General features: G+C 41.3%; 19 protein-coding genes and 3 pseudogenes. 13 read left to right on the top strand and 9 right to left on the bottom strand.

Features of this window, described 5'->3' with window-relative positions; all coding sequences use genetic code 11:
- Positions 1-97: 97 nt before the first annotated feature.
- On the bottom strand, positions 98-847 hold the full coding sequence (fabL, locus tag JCM19033_RS14335; RefSeq protein ID WP_054636787.1) for an enoyl-[acyl-carrier-protein] reductase FabL: 750 nt from the start codon (positions 845-847) through the stop codon (positions 98-100).
- A gap of 87 nt (positions 848-934) precedes the next feature.
- Here fabL and JCM19033_RS14330 point away from each other — a divergent pair, with 87 nt between their 5' ends.
- The 6 genes from JCM19033_RS14330 (at position 935) to JCM19033_RS14310 (ending at position 4,347) form a co-directional block, all read left to right on the top strand.
- Positions 935-1,159 carry a hypothetical protein gene (locus JCM19033_RS14330; RefSeq protein WP_054636786.1) on the top strand — a complete coding sequence of 75 codons (225 nt, stop codon included), beginning with the start codon at positions 935-937 and terminating at the stop codon, positions 1,157-1,159.
- A 135-nt stretch (positions 1,160-1,294) separates the two neighbouring features.
- Positions 1,295-1,630: a hypothetical protein gene (locus tag JCM19033_RS27575; RefSeq protein ID WP_306301359.1), complete on the top strand. Its 336-nt coding sequence runs from the start codon at positions 1,295-1,297 to the stop codon at positions 1,628-1,630.
- On the top strand, positions 1,603-2,445 hold the full coding sequence (locus JCM19033_RS14325) for an aminotransferase class I/II-fold pyridoxal phosphate-dependent enzyme (protein WP_306301358.1): 843 nt from the start codon (positions 1,603-1,605) through the stop codon (positions 2,443-2,445). The genes JCM19033_RS27575 and JCM19033_RS14325 overlap by 28 nt, the downstream gene beginning before the upstream one ends.
- 55 nt (positions 2,446-2,500) lie before the next feature.
- Positions 2,501-3,466, top strand: a complete 966-nt coding sequence (locus JCM19033_RS14320; RefSeq protein WP_054636785.1) for an NADPH:quinone reductase — start codon at positions 2,501-2,503, stop codon at positions 3,464-3,466.
- 84 nt (positions 3,467-3,550) lie between these two features.
- The gene (locus JCM19033_RS14315; protein ID WP_054636784.1) at positions 3,551-3,874 is read left to right on the top strand and encodes a hypothetical protein; all 324 of its coding nucleotides are present in this window, start codon (positions 3,551-3,553) and stop codon (positions 3,872-3,874) included.
- A gap of 188 nt (positions 3,875-4,062) precedes the next feature.
- Complete coding sequence (locus tag JCM19033_RS14310; protein WP_054636783.1) at positions 4,063-4,347, top strand: hypothetical protein; 285 nt, start codon at positions 4,063-4,065, stop codon at positions 4,345-4,347.
- Positions 4,348-4,382: 35 nt separating this feature from the next.
- On the opposite strand, the pseudogene JCM19033_RS14305 reads toward JCM19033_RS14310, so the two are convergent.
- The 4 genes and pseudogenes from JCM19033_RS14305 to JCM19033_RS14290 all read right to left on the bottom strand — a co-directional run bounded on the left by JCM19033_RS14305 (position 4,383) and on the right by JCM19033_RS14290 (position 8,263).
- Positions 4,383-5,995 (bottom strand): annotated as a pseudogene (locus JCM19033_RS14305) (gamma-glutamyltransferase family protein).
- 71 nt (positions 5,996-6,066) lie between these two features.
- Complete coding sequence (locus tag JCM19033_RS14300; protein WP_054636782.1) at positions 6,067-6,825, bottom strand: SDR family NAD(P)-dependent oxidoreductase; 759 nt, start codon at positions 6,823-6,825, stop codon at positions 6,067-6,069.
- Entirely contained in the window at positions 6,822-7,907 is a 1,086-nt protein-coding gene (gene mutY / locus JCM19033_RS14295) for an A/G-specific adenine glycosylase (RefSeq protein ID WP_054636781.1), read from the bottom strand. Before mutY ends, JCM19033_RS14300 begins: the two co-directional genes overlap by 4 nt.
- A gap of 32 nt (positions 7,908-7,939) precedes the next feature.
- Positions 7,940-8,263 (bottom strand): MFS transporter, encoded by a 324-nt coding sequence (locus JCM19033_RS14290; protein ID WP_054636780.1) that lies wholly within the window; start codon positions 8,261-8,263, stop codon positions 7,940-7,942.
- 169 nt (positions 8,264-8,432) lie between these two features.
- Here JCM19033_RS14290 and JCM19033_RS14285 point away from each other — a divergent pair.
- Positions 8,433-9,417: pseudogene (locus JCM19033_RS14285) on the top strand (metal-dependent hydrolase).
- Positions 9,418-9,431: 14 nt separating this feature from the next.
- Here the strand turns inward: JCM19033_RS14285 and JCM19033_RS14280 are convergent.
- A pseudogene (locus JCM19033_RS14280) lies at positions 9,432-9,697 on the bottom strand (YfhJ family protein).
- A 151-nt stretch (positions 9,698-9,848) separates the two neighbouring features.
- Here JCM19033_RS14280 and sspK point away from each other — a divergent pair.
- Both sspK and JCM19033_RS22425 read left to right on the top strand, forming a co-directional pair.
- Entirely contained in the window at positions 9,849-10,001 is a 153-nt protein-coding gene (gene sspK / locus JCM19033_RS22430; RefSeq protein ID WP_083465471.1) for a small, acid-soluble spore protein K, read from the top strand.
- Between the two features lie 16 nt (positions 10,002-10,017).
- On the top strand, positions 10,018-10,167 hold the full coding sequence (locus JCM19033_RS22425) for a YpzG family protein (RefSeq protein WP_083465470.1): 150 nt from the start codon (positions 10,018-10,020) through the stop codon (positions 10,165-10,167).
- A 54-nt stretch (positions 10,168-10,221) separates the two neighbouring features.
- On the opposite strand, the gene JCM19033_RS14275 is transcribed toward JCM19033_RS22425, so the two are convergent.
- On the bottom strand, positions 10,222-10,533 hold the full coding sequence (locus JCM19033_RS14275; protein WP_054636779.1) for a YfhH family protein: 312 nt from the start codon (positions 10,531-10,533) through the stop codon (positions 10,222-10,224).
- 34 nt (positions 10,534-10,567) lie between these two features.
- Positions 10,568-11,380, bottom strand: coding sequence for a recombination regulator RecX (gene recX, locus JCM19033_RS14270; protein WP_198153522.1), 813 nt, complete (start codon positions 11,378-11,380; stop codon positions 10,568-10,570).
- Between the two features lie 178 nt (positions 11,381-11,558).
- Between recX and JCM19033_RS14265 the strand changes: the two genes are divergently transcribed.
- Positions 11,559-12,464: a TIGR01777 family oxidoreductase gene (locus tag JCM19033_RS14265; RefSeq protein WP_054636777.1), complete on the top strand. Its 906-nt coding sequence runs from the start codon at positions 11,559-11,561 to the stop codon at positions 12,462-12,464.
- A gap of 96 nt (positions 12,465-12,560) precedes the next feature.
- Here JCM19033_RS14265 and JCM19033_RS14260 read toward each other — a convergent pair whose 3' ends face one another.
- Positions 12,561-13,967, bottom strand: coding sequence for a Glu/Leu/Phe/Val dehydrogenase (locus JCM19033_RS14260; protein ID WP_054636776.1), 1,407 nt, complete (start codon positions 13,965-13,967; stop codon positions 12,561-12,563).
- Between the two features lie 999 nt (positions 13,968-14,966).
- Here JCM19033_RS14260 and ectA point away from each other — a divergent pair.
- The 3 genes from ectA (at position 14,967) to JCM19033_RS14245 (ending at position 17,176) form a co-directional block, all read left to right on the top strand.
- Positions 14,967-15,317 (top strand): diaminobutyrate acetyltransferase, encoded by a 351-nt coding sequence (ectA, locus tag JCM19033_RS14255; RefSeq protein WP_306301361.1) that lies wholly within the window; start codon positions 14,967-14,969, stop codon positions 15,315-15,317.
- A 69-nt stretch (positions 15,318-15,386) separates the two neighbouring features.
- Positions 15,387-16,667, top strand: a complete 1,281-nt coding sequence (ectB, locus tag JCM19033_RS14250; RefSeq protein WP_054636775.1) for a diaminobutyrate--2-oxoglutarate transaminase — start codon at positions 15,387-15,389, stop codon at positions 16,665-16,667.
- 104 nt (positions 16,668-16,771) lie between these two features.
- Complete coding sequence (locus JCM19033_RS14245) at positions 16,772-17,176, top strand: ectoine synthase (RefSeq protein WP_054636774.1); 405 nt, start codon at positions 16,772-16,774, stop codon at positions 17,174-17,176.
- The last annotated feature ends 126 nt before the right edge of the window (positions 17,177-17,302 follow it).

Below are 17,302 nucleotides of genomic sequence, written 5' to 3'. Positions count from 1 at the left end.
GGTTTTGTTGTTGGTTTTTCATCTTATTTCACCTCCACATGGCTTAAGATGCCCGTGAAGGGTAGAGGTTATTCGACAGATACACTGCCTAATTTTGTTAGGTTAGAAGGGAAATACCACCATCAATAATTAACGTTTGTCCCCTGACCATATACGCTTCTTCTGACAATAAAAACATCACGCCATTTGCAAGGTCTTCTGTTTCCACCATTCTTCCAGCCGGAGTTCTGTTTGCTGCATCCTCCAGTAATTCCTCCCTGTTAGGGAAATGGGTCAGTGCATCCGTGTCTACTGCTCCTCCTGAAACAGCGTTAACCACAATATTCTTAGAGGCCAATTCAACAGCTAAATAACGAGTAAGCGCCTCAACGGCGGCTTTTGAAACCCCGACGGCTGTATAGTTTGGAAGAACACGCTGGGAGCCAAGTGAGCTCAAGCTGACTATTTTTCCTCCATCGTTCTTCTCCATGAGCTTTGCTGCTTCTTGAGCACAAAATAACAAGGCCTTGCTGTTGATGTCCATCGTCCAGTTCCAATGGCTTTCTTCAAGTTCCATGGCTGGACGCAGGACGCCTGAAGCGGCGTTGTTCACAAAAACATCCAGGCGTCCAAATGTGTCATTAATTTCCTGGAACATTTCTTTGATTTTTTCAGGCTTTCCAACATTAGCCTTAATGGTAAGAGCCTTAACCCCTCTTTCTTCTATCTCCGCAGCTGTTTGTTCTGCAGCTTTTTTGCTCCGAGCATAATTAATGACTACATGATAACCTTGATCAGCTAATTTAAGGGCAATATTTTTGCCGATCCCTCTGCTGCTTCCAGTGACCAGAGCAACCTTTTCATTCATATGTATTCCCTCCATCGTAATACGTCTCGTCTCATTATAACGTATAGAAAGTCTCCTTCACAGAAAAACTAAAGGTGAGGTGAGAGCATGTATGTAGGCAGAGATTTCACTGAACTTTCCATGACTCCTAAAACAAAGTGGAGTAACAAAGAACTTCTTCACTTTCATCACAGCTTCCAGCAAATCATGCCTTACTTAAATCCGGAAGGCGCAACTATTTACCGCGAAATATTAGAGGAAATAGGTAACAGGGATGATATCAAAAGGAATGAAGCGAGCTGGGAGCACGGAACACGAATTAATTATGATTAAACTAGGATGGCGGCTGTCCCCCACTGGGACGGCCGCTTTCTTCTTTACCTCTCTTTATGGATAGTGATAAGGTAAAAGAAAGATTGCCTTTGTCATAATACATACCCATTATTTTCTGAGAAAGGATGAACCCATTTGATACAGCCTGCAACCAGGATGAATGACCTTACTGCCAGTGTATTTAGTGAATTAGCAGCCAAGAAGGCTGAAAAAGCAGCCCAGGGTCATGACATTATTGACTTAAGTATAGGAAGCCCGGATCTTCCTCCTCCCCAGGAAATTCGTGACAGCCTTGCAGAAAACGCCAGGGAGGAAGGCCAGTACGGCTATACCTTAAAAGGAACATCTGATTTCCAAGAAGCTGTCTGCCACTATTACAAAGAGAGATTCGGCGTGTCTATTCTCCCTGATGAAGTGCTTCAGTTAATGGGTCCCAGGATGGATTGGCTCACTTGGCGCTGGCTTATTTAGACCCTGGTGACATTATTATTGCTCCTGATCCTGGGTATCCAATCTATTCAGCATGTGCCCGACTCGCCGGTGCTGACTTATACACTGTGCCTGTCAATGAAGATAATAATTTTATGCCTGATTTATCCTTGATACCTCTTGATATATTGCGAAGAGCTAAAATGATGATTTTTAACTATCCTGGTAACCCTACAGCAGCCTTAGCTACTAAAGAATATTTTAAAGAAATGATTTCCTTCGGCTTAAAGCACAACATACTAATTGTCCATGACTTTGCTTACTCTGAACTTATCTTTGACAACAATGAACCCATCAGTATCTTTCACATCCCTGATGCCAAGAAAATAGCAGTGGAGTTTAATTCTCTTTCTAAGAGCTTTAACATGGCGGGAGCAAGAATTGGCTACCTCATTGGCTATCCATCACTACTTAAGCCATTGGCTTCATTGAAATCTCACATAGATTACGGAGTGTTCCTTCCGATCCAAAACGCTGCTGTAAAAGCTTTAACAAGTGACTACTCTTTTTTGCAAGAACACAAAGAAACATACCAGGCAAGAAGAGATGTATTGTTTGACTCACTCACTGAAAATGGCTGGAATGTACGAAAGCCTGATGGCGGCATGTTTATCTGGGCAAGGATCCCACCTCATTATACCTCTTTGTCCTTTTCATTAGAGGCTATTGAGCAGGGGGTAGTAGTTACGCCAGGAAATGCTTTTGGAATGGGAGGAGAAGGATATGTCCGCATCGCTCTAGTACAATCAGATGAACGTTTACGAGAGGCAGGCTTGCGCTTAACTTCTCTTATATAAAATTCGCTTATATAAAAATTCGCTTTTTCACTAAGCATTCTAAGGAGGAATAACCATGAAAGCAGCAGCTTTTAGAGAATACGGAGGACCTGAAGTATTAAAGCTGGAAGATCTGAACCGTCCTGAAATAAAGGAAGATAACGAAATACTGATCAAAGTAGAAGCAAGTGGCGTAAATCCTGTGGACACCTATTTTAGAGCAGGCATTCGCGAAGTCCCACAGTTTCCTCACATTCCCCATTTTGATCTGGCCGGAACCATTGAGGAAACAGGAGAAGGGGTTTCTTCTTTTAATAAAGGAGACCGTGTGTGGGGTACAAATGTATCTGGGACGGCTGCAGAATATGCTGTTGCCAGTGAGGACCACATTTTCCCACTTCCGGATAACATCAGTTTTGAAGAAGGGGCTTCACTAGGTATCCCGGTGTTAACAGCACATCTGTCTTTGTTCCACCGTGCCGGGCTTAAAGAGGGAGAAACCGTGCTGATTTACGGAGCTTCCGGAGCCGTAGGGCACGCGGCTGTCCAAATGGCTCGCTTAAAAAATGCAAAGGTCATTGCTACAGCCGGAAATGAAGAAAAGGAACAATTCGTAAGGCAGATCGGTGCAGACCATGTAGTGAATTATAAAGATCCAGCTTTTCCAGAAAAGATTAAAGAAATGACAGATAATCAGGGTGTCGACGTGATCCTGGATGTTTCCTTGAGTGAAAACATAGAAAATGATTTAGAAATCATAAAAGTTGGAGGCAGAATTGTAACAATCGGTTCACCAAAAAACAATACACCTGAGCTTCCCTGGCGTCTCCTAAACCAAAAACAGGCATCTCTTCTTGGCATTCTTCTCTTCACAACGCCTGTTGAGTCCATACAAAAAGCCGGACAGGAAGTAACTAAAATGCTTAAAGAAGAAACGTTAGTTCCACACTTAGGAAAGACTTTTCCCCTTTCAGAAGCGAGCAAAGCCCATCAGGAGCTTGAAGAAAATAAAGTCATGGGGAACATTGTTCTTACTCTTTAACCCCTTCTTCCTTTTTATATGTGTGAAGATCTTCTCCTAAGGTATATCACTCAATAAAAGAAGCCAGTCAAAGGAGAGGATCTCATGGAAAAAGAAACTTATTATGTTGCACTTGACCAGGCCATGCTCGGCCTTTACAACGTTAAAACCGATGAAAATACAATTCAATATGAGGTAAGAGTGACGCCTGATGAAAGAAAAGAACTGGAAGACCTTCTTTCTACGTTAAAAGACCATGATGTCGAGCCTCACCAAATCGGTCAGCCCTTTCATGAAACAAAAGCAGACAATGAGAAAAAGGAATTTCAAGAAAGAGACGCCAAGCTTTATCAAAAGATTTACGATTATGGTACAGAGGAAACCAAACAGGTTATCGGAGAACTTCGAGAGGACATTATTAAAAAGTAAAGAGCATAAAATTGCTCTTTACTTTTTTGTATACACTCTTCGCTTCATACACAAGCTATGGCTAGGACGTATTACAGTATGGAGTTGAGAAATATGGAAAAGCAAAAGTATTATGTAAACCTAAACCCTATCAGTATGGATGATATCAGCCTGTTAAAATTGAGGATTCTGATTTAATACAATATGAAGTGGAATGTACGCCTGATGAATTACAAGATTTGCAAAAGCTGTTATCAGAAACCCAGTCTCATGATTTTGATACGAAGAATTTAATGCCTAACCGCAGTTTAAACGAAAAGATACCTGAAAGTGACCGGAAGGAATTTCAACATGACCTAGATAAAGTATTTGAAGTGATTTATCAATATGGATCACCAATTACGAGGCAGCAGATTGAGGAAATCCACCTTGTAAACGATGAGCCTAAACGAAACATGCGCCATGGAACCAAGACTCAATTTCAACAAAAATAACAGCCCAACATTCTGGGCTGTTATTTTTTATATTTTTACCAGGCGGCAACAGAGCCGTCAGTCCTTGCTTCGGTTCCCGCTGCGTATACTCCTGTTTCCTGGTTTCTCCATATAATCTGCCCTCTTCCAAATACACCAGGATGAGAGGCGACCTGGACCTCATGACCTCTTCTTGCAAGCGCCTGAACCAGATGATTAGGAAAAGAATGCTCTAACACTATTTTTTTCCCGGACATCCACTGCCACCTCGGAGCATCCAGAGCTGCCTGTGGATTTAAACCGAGATCTATAGTGTTTAAGACTACCTGCAAATGACCTTGAGGCTGCATAAATGCTCCCATCACACCAAATGGTCCTACTGCTTGTCCATCCTTGGTCATAAACCCTGGAATAATGGTGTGGAACGTTCTCTTTCCTCCTGCAAGTGAATTATCATGTGCTGGATCCATTGAGAAGTTATGACCTCTGTTTTGAAGAGCAATTCCTGTATCAGGAACGACCAGTCCAGAACCAAATCCCATATAATTACTTTGAATGAAAGACACCATATTTCCCTCTTCATCGGCGGCAGCCAAATACACCGTTCCTCCTTTTGGAGGCTCCCCTGCTGCCGGAGTAAGGGCTTTCTCTCCTATCAATTGACTTCTTTCCTTTGCATAATTCTCACTTAATAAGTCCTTAGCAGATGCTTTCATCTCACTCTCTTCTGTAATGTACTGAAGGCCGTCTGAAAAAGCGAGCTTCATTGCTTCAATCTGGTTATGAAGCCCTTTTTCTTCCTCCCGATGAACAGAAGGTAAATTCTTGGCGATATTCAGAGCTTCAAGAGCAATCAATCCTTGTCCATTGGGTGGTATTTCCCATACGTCATAGCCTTTATAATTGACACTTATAGGTTCTACCACTCTGGTGTAAAGTCTTGTAAATCCTCTTTTCGAAGAAAGCCTCCATACTTTTTGGCGAAGGCATCCATTTTATCTGCCAGTTCTCCTTCATAAAAATCCTTTGATTTCGTTTCTGCAATTCTTCTGAGAGTATCTGCATGGTTCTGTGACTTCCATACATCGCCTGCCTTTGGCACGCGGCCTCCAGGGGTAAACGTGTCAAACCATGCGGTAAATTCCTCACCCTTTAATGAACTTTGATAGACAGACGCCCCTCGTTCCCAAAAGTAAGCAAGCACTGGAGAAAGGGGGTAGCCCTCTTCTGCATACTTGATTGCTGGTTCCATTAATTCTTTAAAAGGAAGCTTCCCAAACCTTTCAGATAGTTCCGCCCATGCTGCCGGAACGCCGGGAACGGTAACAGGAATAAAACCAAACTTCGGGATCTCCTCATGGCCTTGCTCCTTTACTTTTTCAATAGAAATAGAAGCCGGTGAAGGACCGCTAGCGTTTAAGCCATGGAGCTTATCCTTCACCCACACAAGGGCAAAAGCGTCACCGCCTATACCATTTGATGTCGGCTCTACCACAGTCAGACACGCAGCCGTTGCAATCGCTGCATCAACGGCATTCCCCCCTTTTTTCAATATCTCAAGGCCAGCTTGGGCAGCCAGAGGCTGAGAAGTTGCAACCACTCCCTTTTTGGCGTATGTCGTCATCCTTTGGGATTGGTAAGGGTAAAAATGAGGGTCAAATGATAACATAATAACAATCCTCCAATGTTGTTTTCTAAGTTATAAGAAAAGACGCACTTAAAAATTTTCATTTACATATGCTACATATTCATTCTCGATTGTCCGCCATCTACATTTAAACTGGCTCCTACCACCCATGACGCTTTGTCACTGGCTAAAAAGACAACCACATTAGCTACTTCCTCCACATTCCCAAAGCGGCCTCCTGGAATTTCATCCTTTATAAACTTGTTGATTTTATCCGGGTTTTCTTCAAGTCTTTTTTGCCAGTTTCCTGTAGGATGCAAAATGGATCCCGGGGCTACACTGTTTACACGTATACCATCTTTAATGGCCTCGTTGGCAAACGATTTTGTAAAAGAGATCATGGCCGCCTTAGCATTGTTATATGTAACCTTGCCCCCACTTTCCCGGCCAAAAATGGAAGAAATATTAATAATACTGCCTGAGTAATTTTTTTTCATTTCTGCATGGGCAAGCTTGGATAAATGGACCGCTGAAAAATGGTTCAGCTGCATTGCCTGCTCAAATTCGGCTATTTCAGTTTCAGCAGTGGTTGAACCTTGGGAGCCTCCTGCATTATTAACTAATACGTCTATTCGTTTATGGTCACTAATAAATTCTTGGAATATTCTTCTTCTGTCTTCTTCCTTTGACACATCCCCCTGGTAAATAAACACATTCCCCAGTTCTCTTTTAGCCTGTTCTAACGCCTCTATGCCTCTTCCAACAATCCCTACTTCTGCACCTTCTTCAAGAAAAGCTTTGGCAATCCCTTTTCCAATCCCTTTGGAACCGCCGGTTATTAACACTTTATTATTTTCAAGCCCAAGGTTCATGCCTCTTCCTCCTCTATTGCTTTTAGTATTTTTTGATGTGATACAGGAAAAGCCAGCTTCCTTGCTTCCTCCATAGTAACCCACTTGCAGTTACCTTTTATTTCGTCTGCATTTTTTAATGTACCTTCGTATACTGTAATATCCCAGACGAGGTGGGAAAAGACATGCTGCACGTTTTGAACAGAATCTCCTGCTGCTGCTTCCACGCCATATTCTTCCTTTAAGAAAGTTTCTAAATCAACTTTCTGGCCGGAAGTCGCTTCAGCTTCTGTGTTTGGAAACTCCCATAACCTGGCCAGCAGGCCTTTGCTGCCCCGTTGGTGTATGAGAAATTTCCCCTTTGAGTCTTTAATAATAATAGCTGCCATTTCTTTTAAAGCGGGGGCCTTCTTTTTACCTTTAACGGGAAGTTCCTGCTGCACTCCCTGTTTTCTCGCCTCACATTGACTTTGGACCGGACACAACAAACAACCCGGGGATTTAGGAGTACAGACAAGGGCTCCTAATTCCATCAATGCTTGATTAAATTCCGAAGGGGGAGTGCCTCCCATTAAAGTAGGTATCACTTCCTCAAACTGCTTTCGTGTCTTTCCTTTAGAAATGTCATCTGTCACAAGCAGCACTCGGGAAAGCACTCTCATTACGTTTCCATCAACAGCTGGCTCCGGCTGTTCATAGGCTATGCTGAGTACTGCACCAGCTGTATAGGGTCCTACTCCTTTTAATGAAGAAAAATCTTTTTTGTTATCTGGCACCTTTCCGCCATAGCTTTCTACTACTTCTTTTACTGCAGTATGTAAATTTCTTACACGAGAATAATACCCAAGACCTTCCCATGCTTTCATCACTTTTTCTTCTTCTGCCTTTGCAAAATCCTCCGGTGTAGGAAACCATTCCATAAAGCGCTCATAGTAGGGAATGACCGTTTCTACTCTTGTTTGCTGGAGCATGACCTCTGAAACCCAAACCCGGTAAGGATCCTGGTTTATCCGCCAAGGCAGCTCTCTTTGATTTTCCCTATACCAGGCAAGCAGGTTATCTTGAAATGCATTCTCATCAACGCCCTCACGGTAATAACTCACACCTGCACCTCCTTTCTTCTCATGTCAAACGCTTACTCCTTCAGCTCATCTGTACGTGCTTGAAAGGCCCAGCAATTAAGCTTTTCCAGCCCTCCATCAATGACAGGATCCAACTTTCCAAACAAAGGGTGTTCTTTAGATTTCCGCCATTTTTTTAATGTATGATAATGAGATTTAGTTGGCACTTTAAAAAGCTCTACATATAAATTGGGCTGGTCTTCAGCAGCATACCACTGAAACTTCTCAGCTCCATATTCTGATAGGGAAGCGGCAATATCTTCAATTAAAGCTTCATATTCTTGAACTTGCTCCTCTTTAATCCGATATTCAATAAAAATATGAAGAGTTGCTTCCATATTATTTTCCCCCTTTTTAATCTTTCCTTTATCGGGTATAACTAAAATATACATACAGGACTTTGTCTGTGAAAAACAGTCTTTTTCTTATTATATAAGGCTCCCTCTATAACAGGTGAGCTGGATGAAAACATTAGGCAGACCTATCGTTTGAAGGAGGACAAGCAGTATGGATACCGGTACCCACGTAGTAATGGGAGTCGGTCTTGGCGGTTTAGCCACATTGGACCCAAATGTCACACAGGACCCTGTCATGATGCAGGCTGTGATGATAGCTACTATCGTTGGCTCCCAGGCTCCAGACTTTGATACAGTCCTAAAATTTAAAAATAACGCCGTTATATCCGGAACCACCGGGGACCCACCCATTCCATACCAGCAGTGTTAATGTGGCCTATTTTAATTTCAGCTGTCATATACGGATTTGTACCGGATATTAACTTACTCCACCTTTGGCTGTGGACTTTTTTGGCAGTTTTTCTCCATGTGTTTGTCGATATATTCAACGCTTATGGGACACAGGCGCTTTCCCCTTTTAACAAACGGTGGATCGCCCTGGGGGTTATTAACATATTTGACCCGCTAATTTTCCTAAGCCATATCGCTGCATTCATACTATGGAGATACGGAGCTCACCCAGGCTGGACCTTCTTGATTCTTTATATCCTTCTGATCTTTTACTATGTGTGGAGGATTAGAGCGAGAAACAAAGTGGTAACGCATGCCCGGAGGCTCCATCCTTCAACAACGCACGTTTTATTTCTCCGACCTTCCAATGGAACAAATGGCACCTGGTTATCCGGACACCAGAAATGCTTCACGTAGCTGAATCCAAAGATCATCAAATTCGTTATTTTGAAAGCTACGAATTTGAACCTATACCTGGCGACGAGATAACTCAGGCTGCCATAAAAGACGATAATTTATCGGCTTTTCTATCCTTTTCTCCTACCTATCGGTGGATCATGAGGAAAACGGAGGACGGATACGAAGTGAAATTCATTGATTTAAGATACCGCACCAAAGGTTATTATCCTTTTGTGGCTGTGGTACGACTGAATCAGGACTTAGAAATTCTCACCTCGTATACTGGCTGGATCTACAGCGATGAAACCTTGGAAAAAAAATTAAAACAAGGAAGGGTTTCCACCTAAAAGTGGGAACCCTTTTAGTGTTTTAGATGATCATCTTCTGTTAAATGATTAAATTTCTGATTTGTCGCTTCGTATTTATGAAGATAGGCTCCGTATTGATCAAGCCATTTCATAACAATCTGCTCCGTCATTTCTTTTCCCTGATATTTCCGACCCGCTCTTGCTCTAGTCGTTTCAAAATCCTCCCACAAGTGTTCCACCATGTTCTTGCCTGGGCAGAAGAAATGTTCTCATTTTTTTCCAGCAAATAATTCGTTAATCGTTCATATGTCTCATTCATAATCCTTTCCTCCTTTACCACTTTTATCTCAGCATATTGACGCTTCTTTAACACAAAATAGTAAAGAGCTGGACTGACAATTCAGTTTCCGGCCTCGTCTCTTTCATTGTTAATAAAGGGGCGGCTTTGCTTTCCGGAAGGAGTGCTTTTCATGAGAAATAAAGAAAAAGGTTTCCCGCCGAGGATATCCTTAGACGGAGAACCAAGAGCAAAACCTGAGTATTCTTCCAAGAGAGCTGACGGCACAATCAAAGACCACCCACAAGAAAGAATGTTTAAAAGCAACCAGGATCGGGACCGCTAGAAAGGAGCCAGTGAGAATGAAGCATAAAAACATGCAGACTCATTATCAAAGCCCATTTCAATCTCCACGGTCAAATCCAAAGCACGCTTTTAACCAGGTTAATGGAGAAACTGAACAAAGTCTTCATAACAAAGTATTAGAAATACAGGCTAGGAAGAGAGCTTAACTGCAGAAGAAGAGAAGTGATCCGCTTCTCTTCTTCTTTCCAATCTCGAGGCTATTAGTCAGTTGTTTTTAATAAAGAAATAGGCAGCGCTTCCAACTCATCATTGCCATCTCTGTATCCCCAGGCAAAGACTCCATTCATATAAGAAATGACAAACACACCGCCTTCACCTTTGATATTGTATCTTTCTTCAGGCTTGTAATCCTGTGGGTTTAATAAATAGGCCTCTGCCATAACCTTCTTTCTTTCATACACTGCAAACTCACTGACCATACCCATTTGTTCTGCCTTTTTTGCTTTTTCATTTAAATTTGCAATCTCTTGTCTGATCTCATGTTCGCTCATTTCACTGAATCGTCTTTCCATATTTGTCCCACCCTGTCTGGTAATAGTTAGACTACTATTTCTCTTCTTCCGTATTCTTTATATACTGCTCAATTAAAGAAAGAGAAAATCCCTTTCGATATAAGTTTTCCTTCAGCTTCATCCGGAAAGTACTGCCTTCATACTTTTTATTCAGCTTCCTCCTTGCCTTTTCACCTTGGCTGCATAATGCCAGCCATTCATCTTCCTCATTGTGGCTCAGGTCAGCTTCCTTCAAAGCTGTGTCGATGATAGAAAGAGAGTAGCCTTTGCGGAGAAGTCCTTCTGTCAGTCTTTTTTTCACTAAAGAAGCAGATTCATTTTTCTTTCTTTTTCCCTTCTTTTCAATAATACGTATAGCCTGAGCCAACTGCTTATCATCGCTATACTGCTGAAGAGCCAGATCGGCAATAGAAAGATGAACTCCTTTATTTTTCAATTCCTCTTTAATGACTGCCGGGCCTTTGTCGGAGGTGTTCATTTTAGTTCTTACAAAGGCATCAGCAAACTCTTTATCATTAATGTATCCAAACGACCTGATTTTTTCTACAGCATCATGAATTGCATCTTCTGGAAAGTCCTTTTGAAATAAATAGTCTTTAATCTGGTACTCTGTCTTCATTCCATGTGCTAAGTACTGAAGTCCCTTATTTAAAGCGTCCTTTTTAAAATCACTAGCTTTAATTTCTTCTTCCTGCTCCTGAGTAAGAAACATCCCTTTTTTTAGCTGCCATTCTATTAGAACCCCTTCATCTACACTAAAAGCATATTCTTCCCCATTCCCTCGGTCGAGAAAAATGTTATATCTATCTTTTCTTTTTTTCTGTACAGTAATCTTAGTTATTTTCATAGGGTTCACCATAATTTATTTATTTGCCATTCAAGGCGTGATTATTTCCCTCTCTTACAGGGTAAAGCGGAATAACACTACTTTGGGTTTCGTTTTCATCTGTTAGAAACACGAGTAATCATGTAACAAAAACTATAATAAGCTTCCACCCTTCAAAAGCTAGAAAGGAGCGATAGATGTGAATATAGCCATCACTGGCGGTACTGGTTTTTTAGGATCATTATTAACAGAGCATTTATTAAGTAAAGGGCATTATGTATATATTTTAACAAGAAATAGTGAAGGCAGACAGAATAAAGATCGGCTTGAGCATGTTGAATGGCTGACGGAAAATGCTCATCCTGAAAAAGAACTTCAAAATATAGACGCATTTATAAACTTAGCCGGTGCATCGATCAACCAAAGGTGGACGCCCTCTGCAAAAAGAAAGATTCTTCAAAGCAGAATTGAGGCTACTCAGGAAACATACCGTATAATGAAAGCCCTGGATCCAACGCCTTCTGTCTTGATAAATGCATCAGCCGTTGGCTATTATGGCACCTCAAAAACTGAGGTTTTCACAGAAGAGAACGGTCCTGCAGAGCAAAATTTTTTACAGAAAGTATGTGACCGCTGGGAACAAGAAGCAATAAAAGCAGAGGATTTAGGGGTTAGAACCGTCAGGGCTCGATTCGGGATTATTCTATCAACAGAAGAAGGAGCTCTTCCTCGGATGATGCTTCCCTATAAACTTTTTGCCGGTGGTCCCGTTGGTTCAGGGAAACAATGGTTCTCCTGGATACACGTAAAGGATGTTATTAACATGATTGAGTTTGCTCTTGAAAACAATCATGCGTCGGGTCCTATGAACGTGACAGCCCCCCATCCTTATCGCATGAAAGATTTCGGAAAAGAGCTTGGCAAAGTAATGAACCGTCCCCACTGGGCCCCGGCTCCTGCTTTTGCCTTAAAAACTGCATTAGGAGAAATGAGTGTTTTGATTTTAGAAGGGCAAAAGGTACTCCCAAAGCAAGCTGAAGCATGGGGCTATTCCTTTTCGTACCCTGAACTTCGCCCTGCCCTCGAGGATATAGTAGGAAAATAACCTGAATCTCAATACAGTTCCTTTCACTCTCACATTCGAGCCCCCTCCGGTATCAAGAACGGTGGGGGCTCTATTAGATGAATCAATTTTATCATCTTAAAATAGCTTTCCATGCCTGTATAAAAGTAAAGTCATTCTTTGTACAGCAAGCATATAACAGGAAAAACGCACGGTATTTTGCTCTGAAGTGAAATATGTGTCATACACTTTTTTGAAGGTTTGTTTCATTTGTCCGGCCATCTCTGCCAATATCTCTTCCTTCGTAAACACTTCTGTAATTTGGCTTTGCTTCCATTCAAGGTAGGACACAAGAACCCCGCCCGCATTGGCCAGGATATCCGGGATAATTATGACTCCTTTATCCTGAAGAAAATAATCTGCTTCCGCTGTTACTGGAGCATTCGCCCCTTCGACGAGTACATCTGCTTTCACTTTCTTCATATTTTCCTTTGTAATCTGATTTCCTATCGCCGCAAAAATTAATACATTTGTTTCATAATGTAAAATGTCTTCTGGAGGATGAATAGCGGCTTCAACTTTTAAGTCTTTCAATTCTTTTTCTTTTTGCGGAAGCTCTCTGTGCTTTTTTACATATTCAATGAGCTTATCAATATTCAGGCCGTGTTTGTTTTCCAGCATGACATGCTGATCAGAGACAGCAGTTACAATATGCTTCATGTCTCTTTGATTATATGCTTCTAATGCTGCCACCCCGCCTACATTTCCAAAGCCTTGTACACTTACTTCAATGGGATCCGCATTCTTGTGTTTTTCATATAACCTCTGCAGTGTCTTCCACTGAGCACCTCTTGTTAATACTTCCCCTGTTTCCTTTCGATTGTCTTCGGCCGGATACCATTCATCCAGCAAGTAATAGTAGCTCAGAAAAGTCCCCACACCTGTTGACTCTCTCCTGCCTTCTGCTCCCCCGTTTTCCTTGCTTTTTCCAGTGAATGAACCAAGGTAGGACTTTCCGGGGTTAATCGTTTTGTATTCCCCTACCATCCAATCTATGATACGTGCGTCTGTCCCTAAATCAGGAGCCGGCACATCATGAGTTGGACCCAGATCAGGTGAAAACCTTTGAACATATTTTTTGCTGATTAAATTGAGTTCCCTGTCCGTGAAGTCTTTAGGGTTAATGTGAACTCCGCCCTTTGCCCCTCCAAAAGGGAGCTCGTGAAGCGCATTTTTAATACTCATTAATATTGCCAGGTTCTCCACTTCTTCTTCACTAACATCTTCACTAAATCTAATCCCGCCCTTATAGACACCACTGATGTTATTATGCTGAATCCGGTATGCTGGAATTCTTTTAATACCATTTCTTTCAGTGGATACTCGGATATAGCTTTTAATTATCTTATCAGTTGTTTTTAGTATTTCCTCTGACGATTGAAGTATTTTTGTCCGCTCGCTTTGTTCATCAGGCAGGAACGTATTGTCTTTAACCAGCTCCTGAAAAACTTCTGCTATCAATTGTTTTGTATGCTTACTGCCCATAGTAGCCTCCTTTATCATTTTCATAGATTTTTATAGTATCTATTCTGCCTGTTCCCTGCTTCCTTAACGTTTAGGCATACTATTTAGTAAATCCTGCTTTTTCAATGAAAGTAATAACCTTGCTTTCCTACAGCTATGCTATCGTTTCTTATCGTTTAATAAATGAAAAGACTCATTACCTTTTGTTGTTGGATTTTCATTAATAAGTGATCGCTACCACCTGAAGATGCTGATGCGACATCCATTCATCTTCCTTTTGTTCATATTTACGAGGTCTTCTATGTCACTGCCTGTTCTCAGCTTTCTTTGGAGCTTTCCTGCTGTTTTTCCCTTTGCCTCAGGTGATTCTCCAGCACGTTCAATCAAATGACTTATAAAAAATCAGCATTCCCCTCAGGCAAAAAAAGCACCTATCGGCGCCTGGATACTCTTACGGAATATTCCTAAAATTAAATCACCCTTTTTTCTCTTCCAGCCTCTTTTTTCTTCACCTTACAAAAACCTTGTCACCAAGCAGTTTATCAGACTTTTTAGTCTATTTAGTTTTCACTGTTTTTTTCAAATCCTTTGCATTCGTCACTATTTGGAAGCATTCTGTAAGTGGGGCGTTCGTTAGTGGAGACTATCCTTATTAAGAACTATTAACTGGAATTAATCAGTAAAAAGCACATTTGATCTTTATACAGGCGCACCGTATGATAATCTTATGATCATCTGGTAACAACTTCAGGAGAGCAGAAAGCAGAAATTCATTAAATTGTGGTTTAAGTTTGGAAATGGGGAGGAATAGGTTATTAAGACCCTTATTAAAAAAATGAAGGTGATGTAAGCATGAACCCTGACACTACGGCAACAAAGGCGCAATCAGTCGACACTTTAACGTTCGAGAAGCATCAGTTGAAGATGGAGCAGCTATGTATGAGCTAGTAAAAAACTCAACCTTGGATTTAAATTCATCTTACAAATATATAATGATGTGCGAGTTTTGCGGAGACATGTATTGTAGTTAAAGAAGATGAGAAAGTCGTCGGATTTGTCACTGCGTTCATTCCGCCGGAAAAACAGGACACTGTTTTCGTGTGGCAAATTGGAGTAGATCCATCCCAGCGCGGGAAAGGTCTTGCTTCCAGAATATTAAACAACCTGATGGAAAGAGAAGCTTGTAAAGATGTACGTTATTTGGAGGCTACAGTTACCCCTTCAAATGAAGCATCCCAGGCACTATTCCGCAAACTTGCACGTTCACATGATACTGAGTGCACTGTGTCTGAGTGTTTTGCTGAAGATCTCTTCCCTGGTGAAGGGCATGAAGCTGAACTTACTTTCCGAATTGGACCATTTAAAAAATAATAATTTAAAAGCGAAATTATTAATTAAAAACTAAAAAGGATTGTTACTTAAGGAGGAGCTATTTAAAGCATGCAAAACGACTTAAAGGTATTTGACCAACATGAATCAGAAGTTCGGAGTTATGTCCGGGGCTTCCCTACTGTTTTTCATAAAGCAAAAGGCCATAAGATCTGGGATCTCGATGGTAAAGAATATATCGACTTCTTCGCAGGGGCCGGTGCTTTGAATTATGGTCACAATGATGAAAAAATGAAGCAAAAGCTTATTGATTATATAACTGAAGATGGGATTACCCACTCTCTAGATAAAGCAACTAAAGCTAAAGGTGAATTTCTTGAAAAGTTTCATGAAGTTATTCTAAAACCACGAAACCTTGACTACAAAGTGATGTTCCCAGGACCGACTGGAACAAACACAGTAGAAAGTGCCCTGAAACTTGCCCGTAAAGTAACTGGAAGAACAAACGTAGTAAGCTTTACAAATGGCTTTCATGGTATGACAATTGGTGCTCTAGCCGTAACGGGGAACGCATTCAAACGTAAAGGGGCCGGCATGCCACTGACAAATACCGTTACTATGCCTTTTGATAACTTCCTTGACAATACTTCAAGTGACCTTGAATACATTGAGCGTTTCCTTGATAATAACGGAAGCGGAGTCGATACCCCAGCTGCCTTTATTCTTGAAACAGTTCAAGGTGAGGGCGGATTGAATGCTGCCCGTATGGAATGGCTAAAAGGCATTGAAAAAATCTGTCGTGACCGTGGAATCCTGCTTATCGTTGATGACGTTCAAGCTGGCGTTGGTCGTACTGGCACATTCTTTAGCTTTGAGCCGGCTGGTATTAAACCAGATATCGTTTGCCTTTCAAAGTCAATTGGCGGATACGGTTCTCCATTAGCACTTACATTGATCGCTCCTAAGTACGACACCTTTGCTCCTGGGGAACATAATGGTACATTCCGTGGAAATAACCATGCATTTGTCACTGCTACTGAAGCATTAAATTACTGGACAGACGACGCTCTTGAGAAGAGTGTACAAGAAAAATCTAAAAAAATCACTAGTTTTCTTGAAGATTTATTAAAAAAGTTTCCTGAACTTAAAGGAAGCCTGCGAGGCCGCGGCTTCATGCAAGGTATTTCTTCAGAAATCGAAGGTTTAGCTGATGAAATTGCCGGAAAATGTTTCGAAAATGGCTTGATTATGGAAACAGCCGGTCCAGACGATGAAGTATTTAAGCTCTTCCCTCCTATTACTATTGATGACGAGGGGTTAGAGAAAGGACTTTCCATTATTGAGAAATCAGTAACACAGGTCCTTGAAGCAAAAGAACTAGTTACTTCCTAAATAATATTCTTTGGGGTGTCCCAAACTAATGGTGACCGACACCAATTGGGACACCCCTTTTTGTTATAAAATACTACAACATACTGATATGGAGGATTACTACTATGAAAGTTGTGAAACTTGAAGACATCATTGGAACAGAACAAGAGGTTGATAACGGGAACTGGGTTAGCCGCCGTCTTGTTTTAAAGAAAGACAATATGGGTTATTCTGTACATGATACAATTATTCGTGCTGGTACAGAAACTCATATCCACTATAAAAATCACCTTGAAACTGTATATTGTATTGAAGGAAAAGGTGAAGTGGAAACATTAGCTGATAATAAAATCTGGCCAATAGAAGCAGGCAGTGTATACGTTCTTGACAAGCACGATGAGCACCTTCTTCGTGCCGAGCAGGACATGAGAATGGTTTGCGTGTTTAATCCGCCAATCAGCGGCAGAGAAGTACACGACGAAAATGGTGTATATCCTGCTGATATTGATACTGTAGATTACGCAGATTAATAAACCAAATAAAAAAGCTTCCACATTTATAAAATGTGGAAGCTTTTTATGCGAAACTCTATACAGTGATCTTCCTATAGAATAATATAGATAATAAAGTTTCAATGATGATATATAAAAAGGAGT

The sequence above is a fragment of the Thalassobacillus sp. C254 genome, assembly GCF_001310615.1.
This window is presented reverse-complemented; position numbering and strand designations above follow the sequence as displayed.

Coding starts and splice junctions, on each gene's coding strand:
- fabL (WP_054636787.1), bottom strand. CDS start 847: ATGAATGAAAAGGTTGCTCTGGTCACTGGAAGCAGCAGAGGGATCGGC.
- JCM19033_RS14330 (WP_054636786.1), top strand. CDS start 935: ATGTATGTAGGCAGAGATTTCACTGAACTTTCCATGACTCCTAAAACA.
- JCM19033_RS14320 (WP_054636785.1), top strand. CDS start 2,501: ATGAAAGCAGCAGCTTTTAGAGAATACGGAGGACCTGAAGTATTAAAG.
- JCM19033_RS14315 (WP_054636784.1), top strand. CDS start 3,551: ATGGAAAAAGAAACTTATTATGTTGCACTTGACCAGGCCATGCTCGGC.
- JCM19033_RS14300 (WP_054636782.1), bottom strand. CDS start 6,825: ATGAACCTTGGGCTTGAAAATAATAAAGTGTTAATAACCGGCGGTTCC.
- JCM19033_RS14290 (WP_054636780.1), bottom strand. CDS start 8,263: ATGGAAGCAACTCTTCATATTTTTATTGAATATCGGATTAAAGAGGAG.
- sspK (WP_083465471.1), top strand. CDS start 9,849: ATGAGAAATAAAGAAAAAGGTTTCCCGCCGAGGATATCCTTAGACGGA.
- JCM19033_RS22425 (WP_083465470.1), top strand. CDS start 10,018: ATGAAGCATAAAAACATGCAGACTCATTATCAAAGCCCATTTCAATCT.
- JCM19033_RS14275 (WP_054636779.1), bottom strand. CDS start 10,533: ATGGAAAGACGATTCAGTGAAATGAGCGAACATGAGATCAGACAAGAG.
- recX (WP_198153522.1), bottom strand. CDS start 11,380: ATGAAAATAACTAAGATTACTGTACAGAAAAAAAGAAAAGATAGATAT.
- JCM19033_RS14260 (WP_054636776.1), bottom strand. CDS start 13,967: ATGGGCAGTAAGCATACAAAACAATTGATAGCAGAAGTTTTTCAGGAG.
- ectB (WP_054636775.1), top strand. CDS start 15,387: ATGCAAAACGACTTAAAGGTATTTGACCAACATGAATCAGAAGTTCGG.
- JCM19033_RS14245 (WP_054636774.1), top strand. CDS start 16,772: ATGAAAGTTGTGAAACTTGAAGACATCATTGGAACAGAACAAGAGGTT.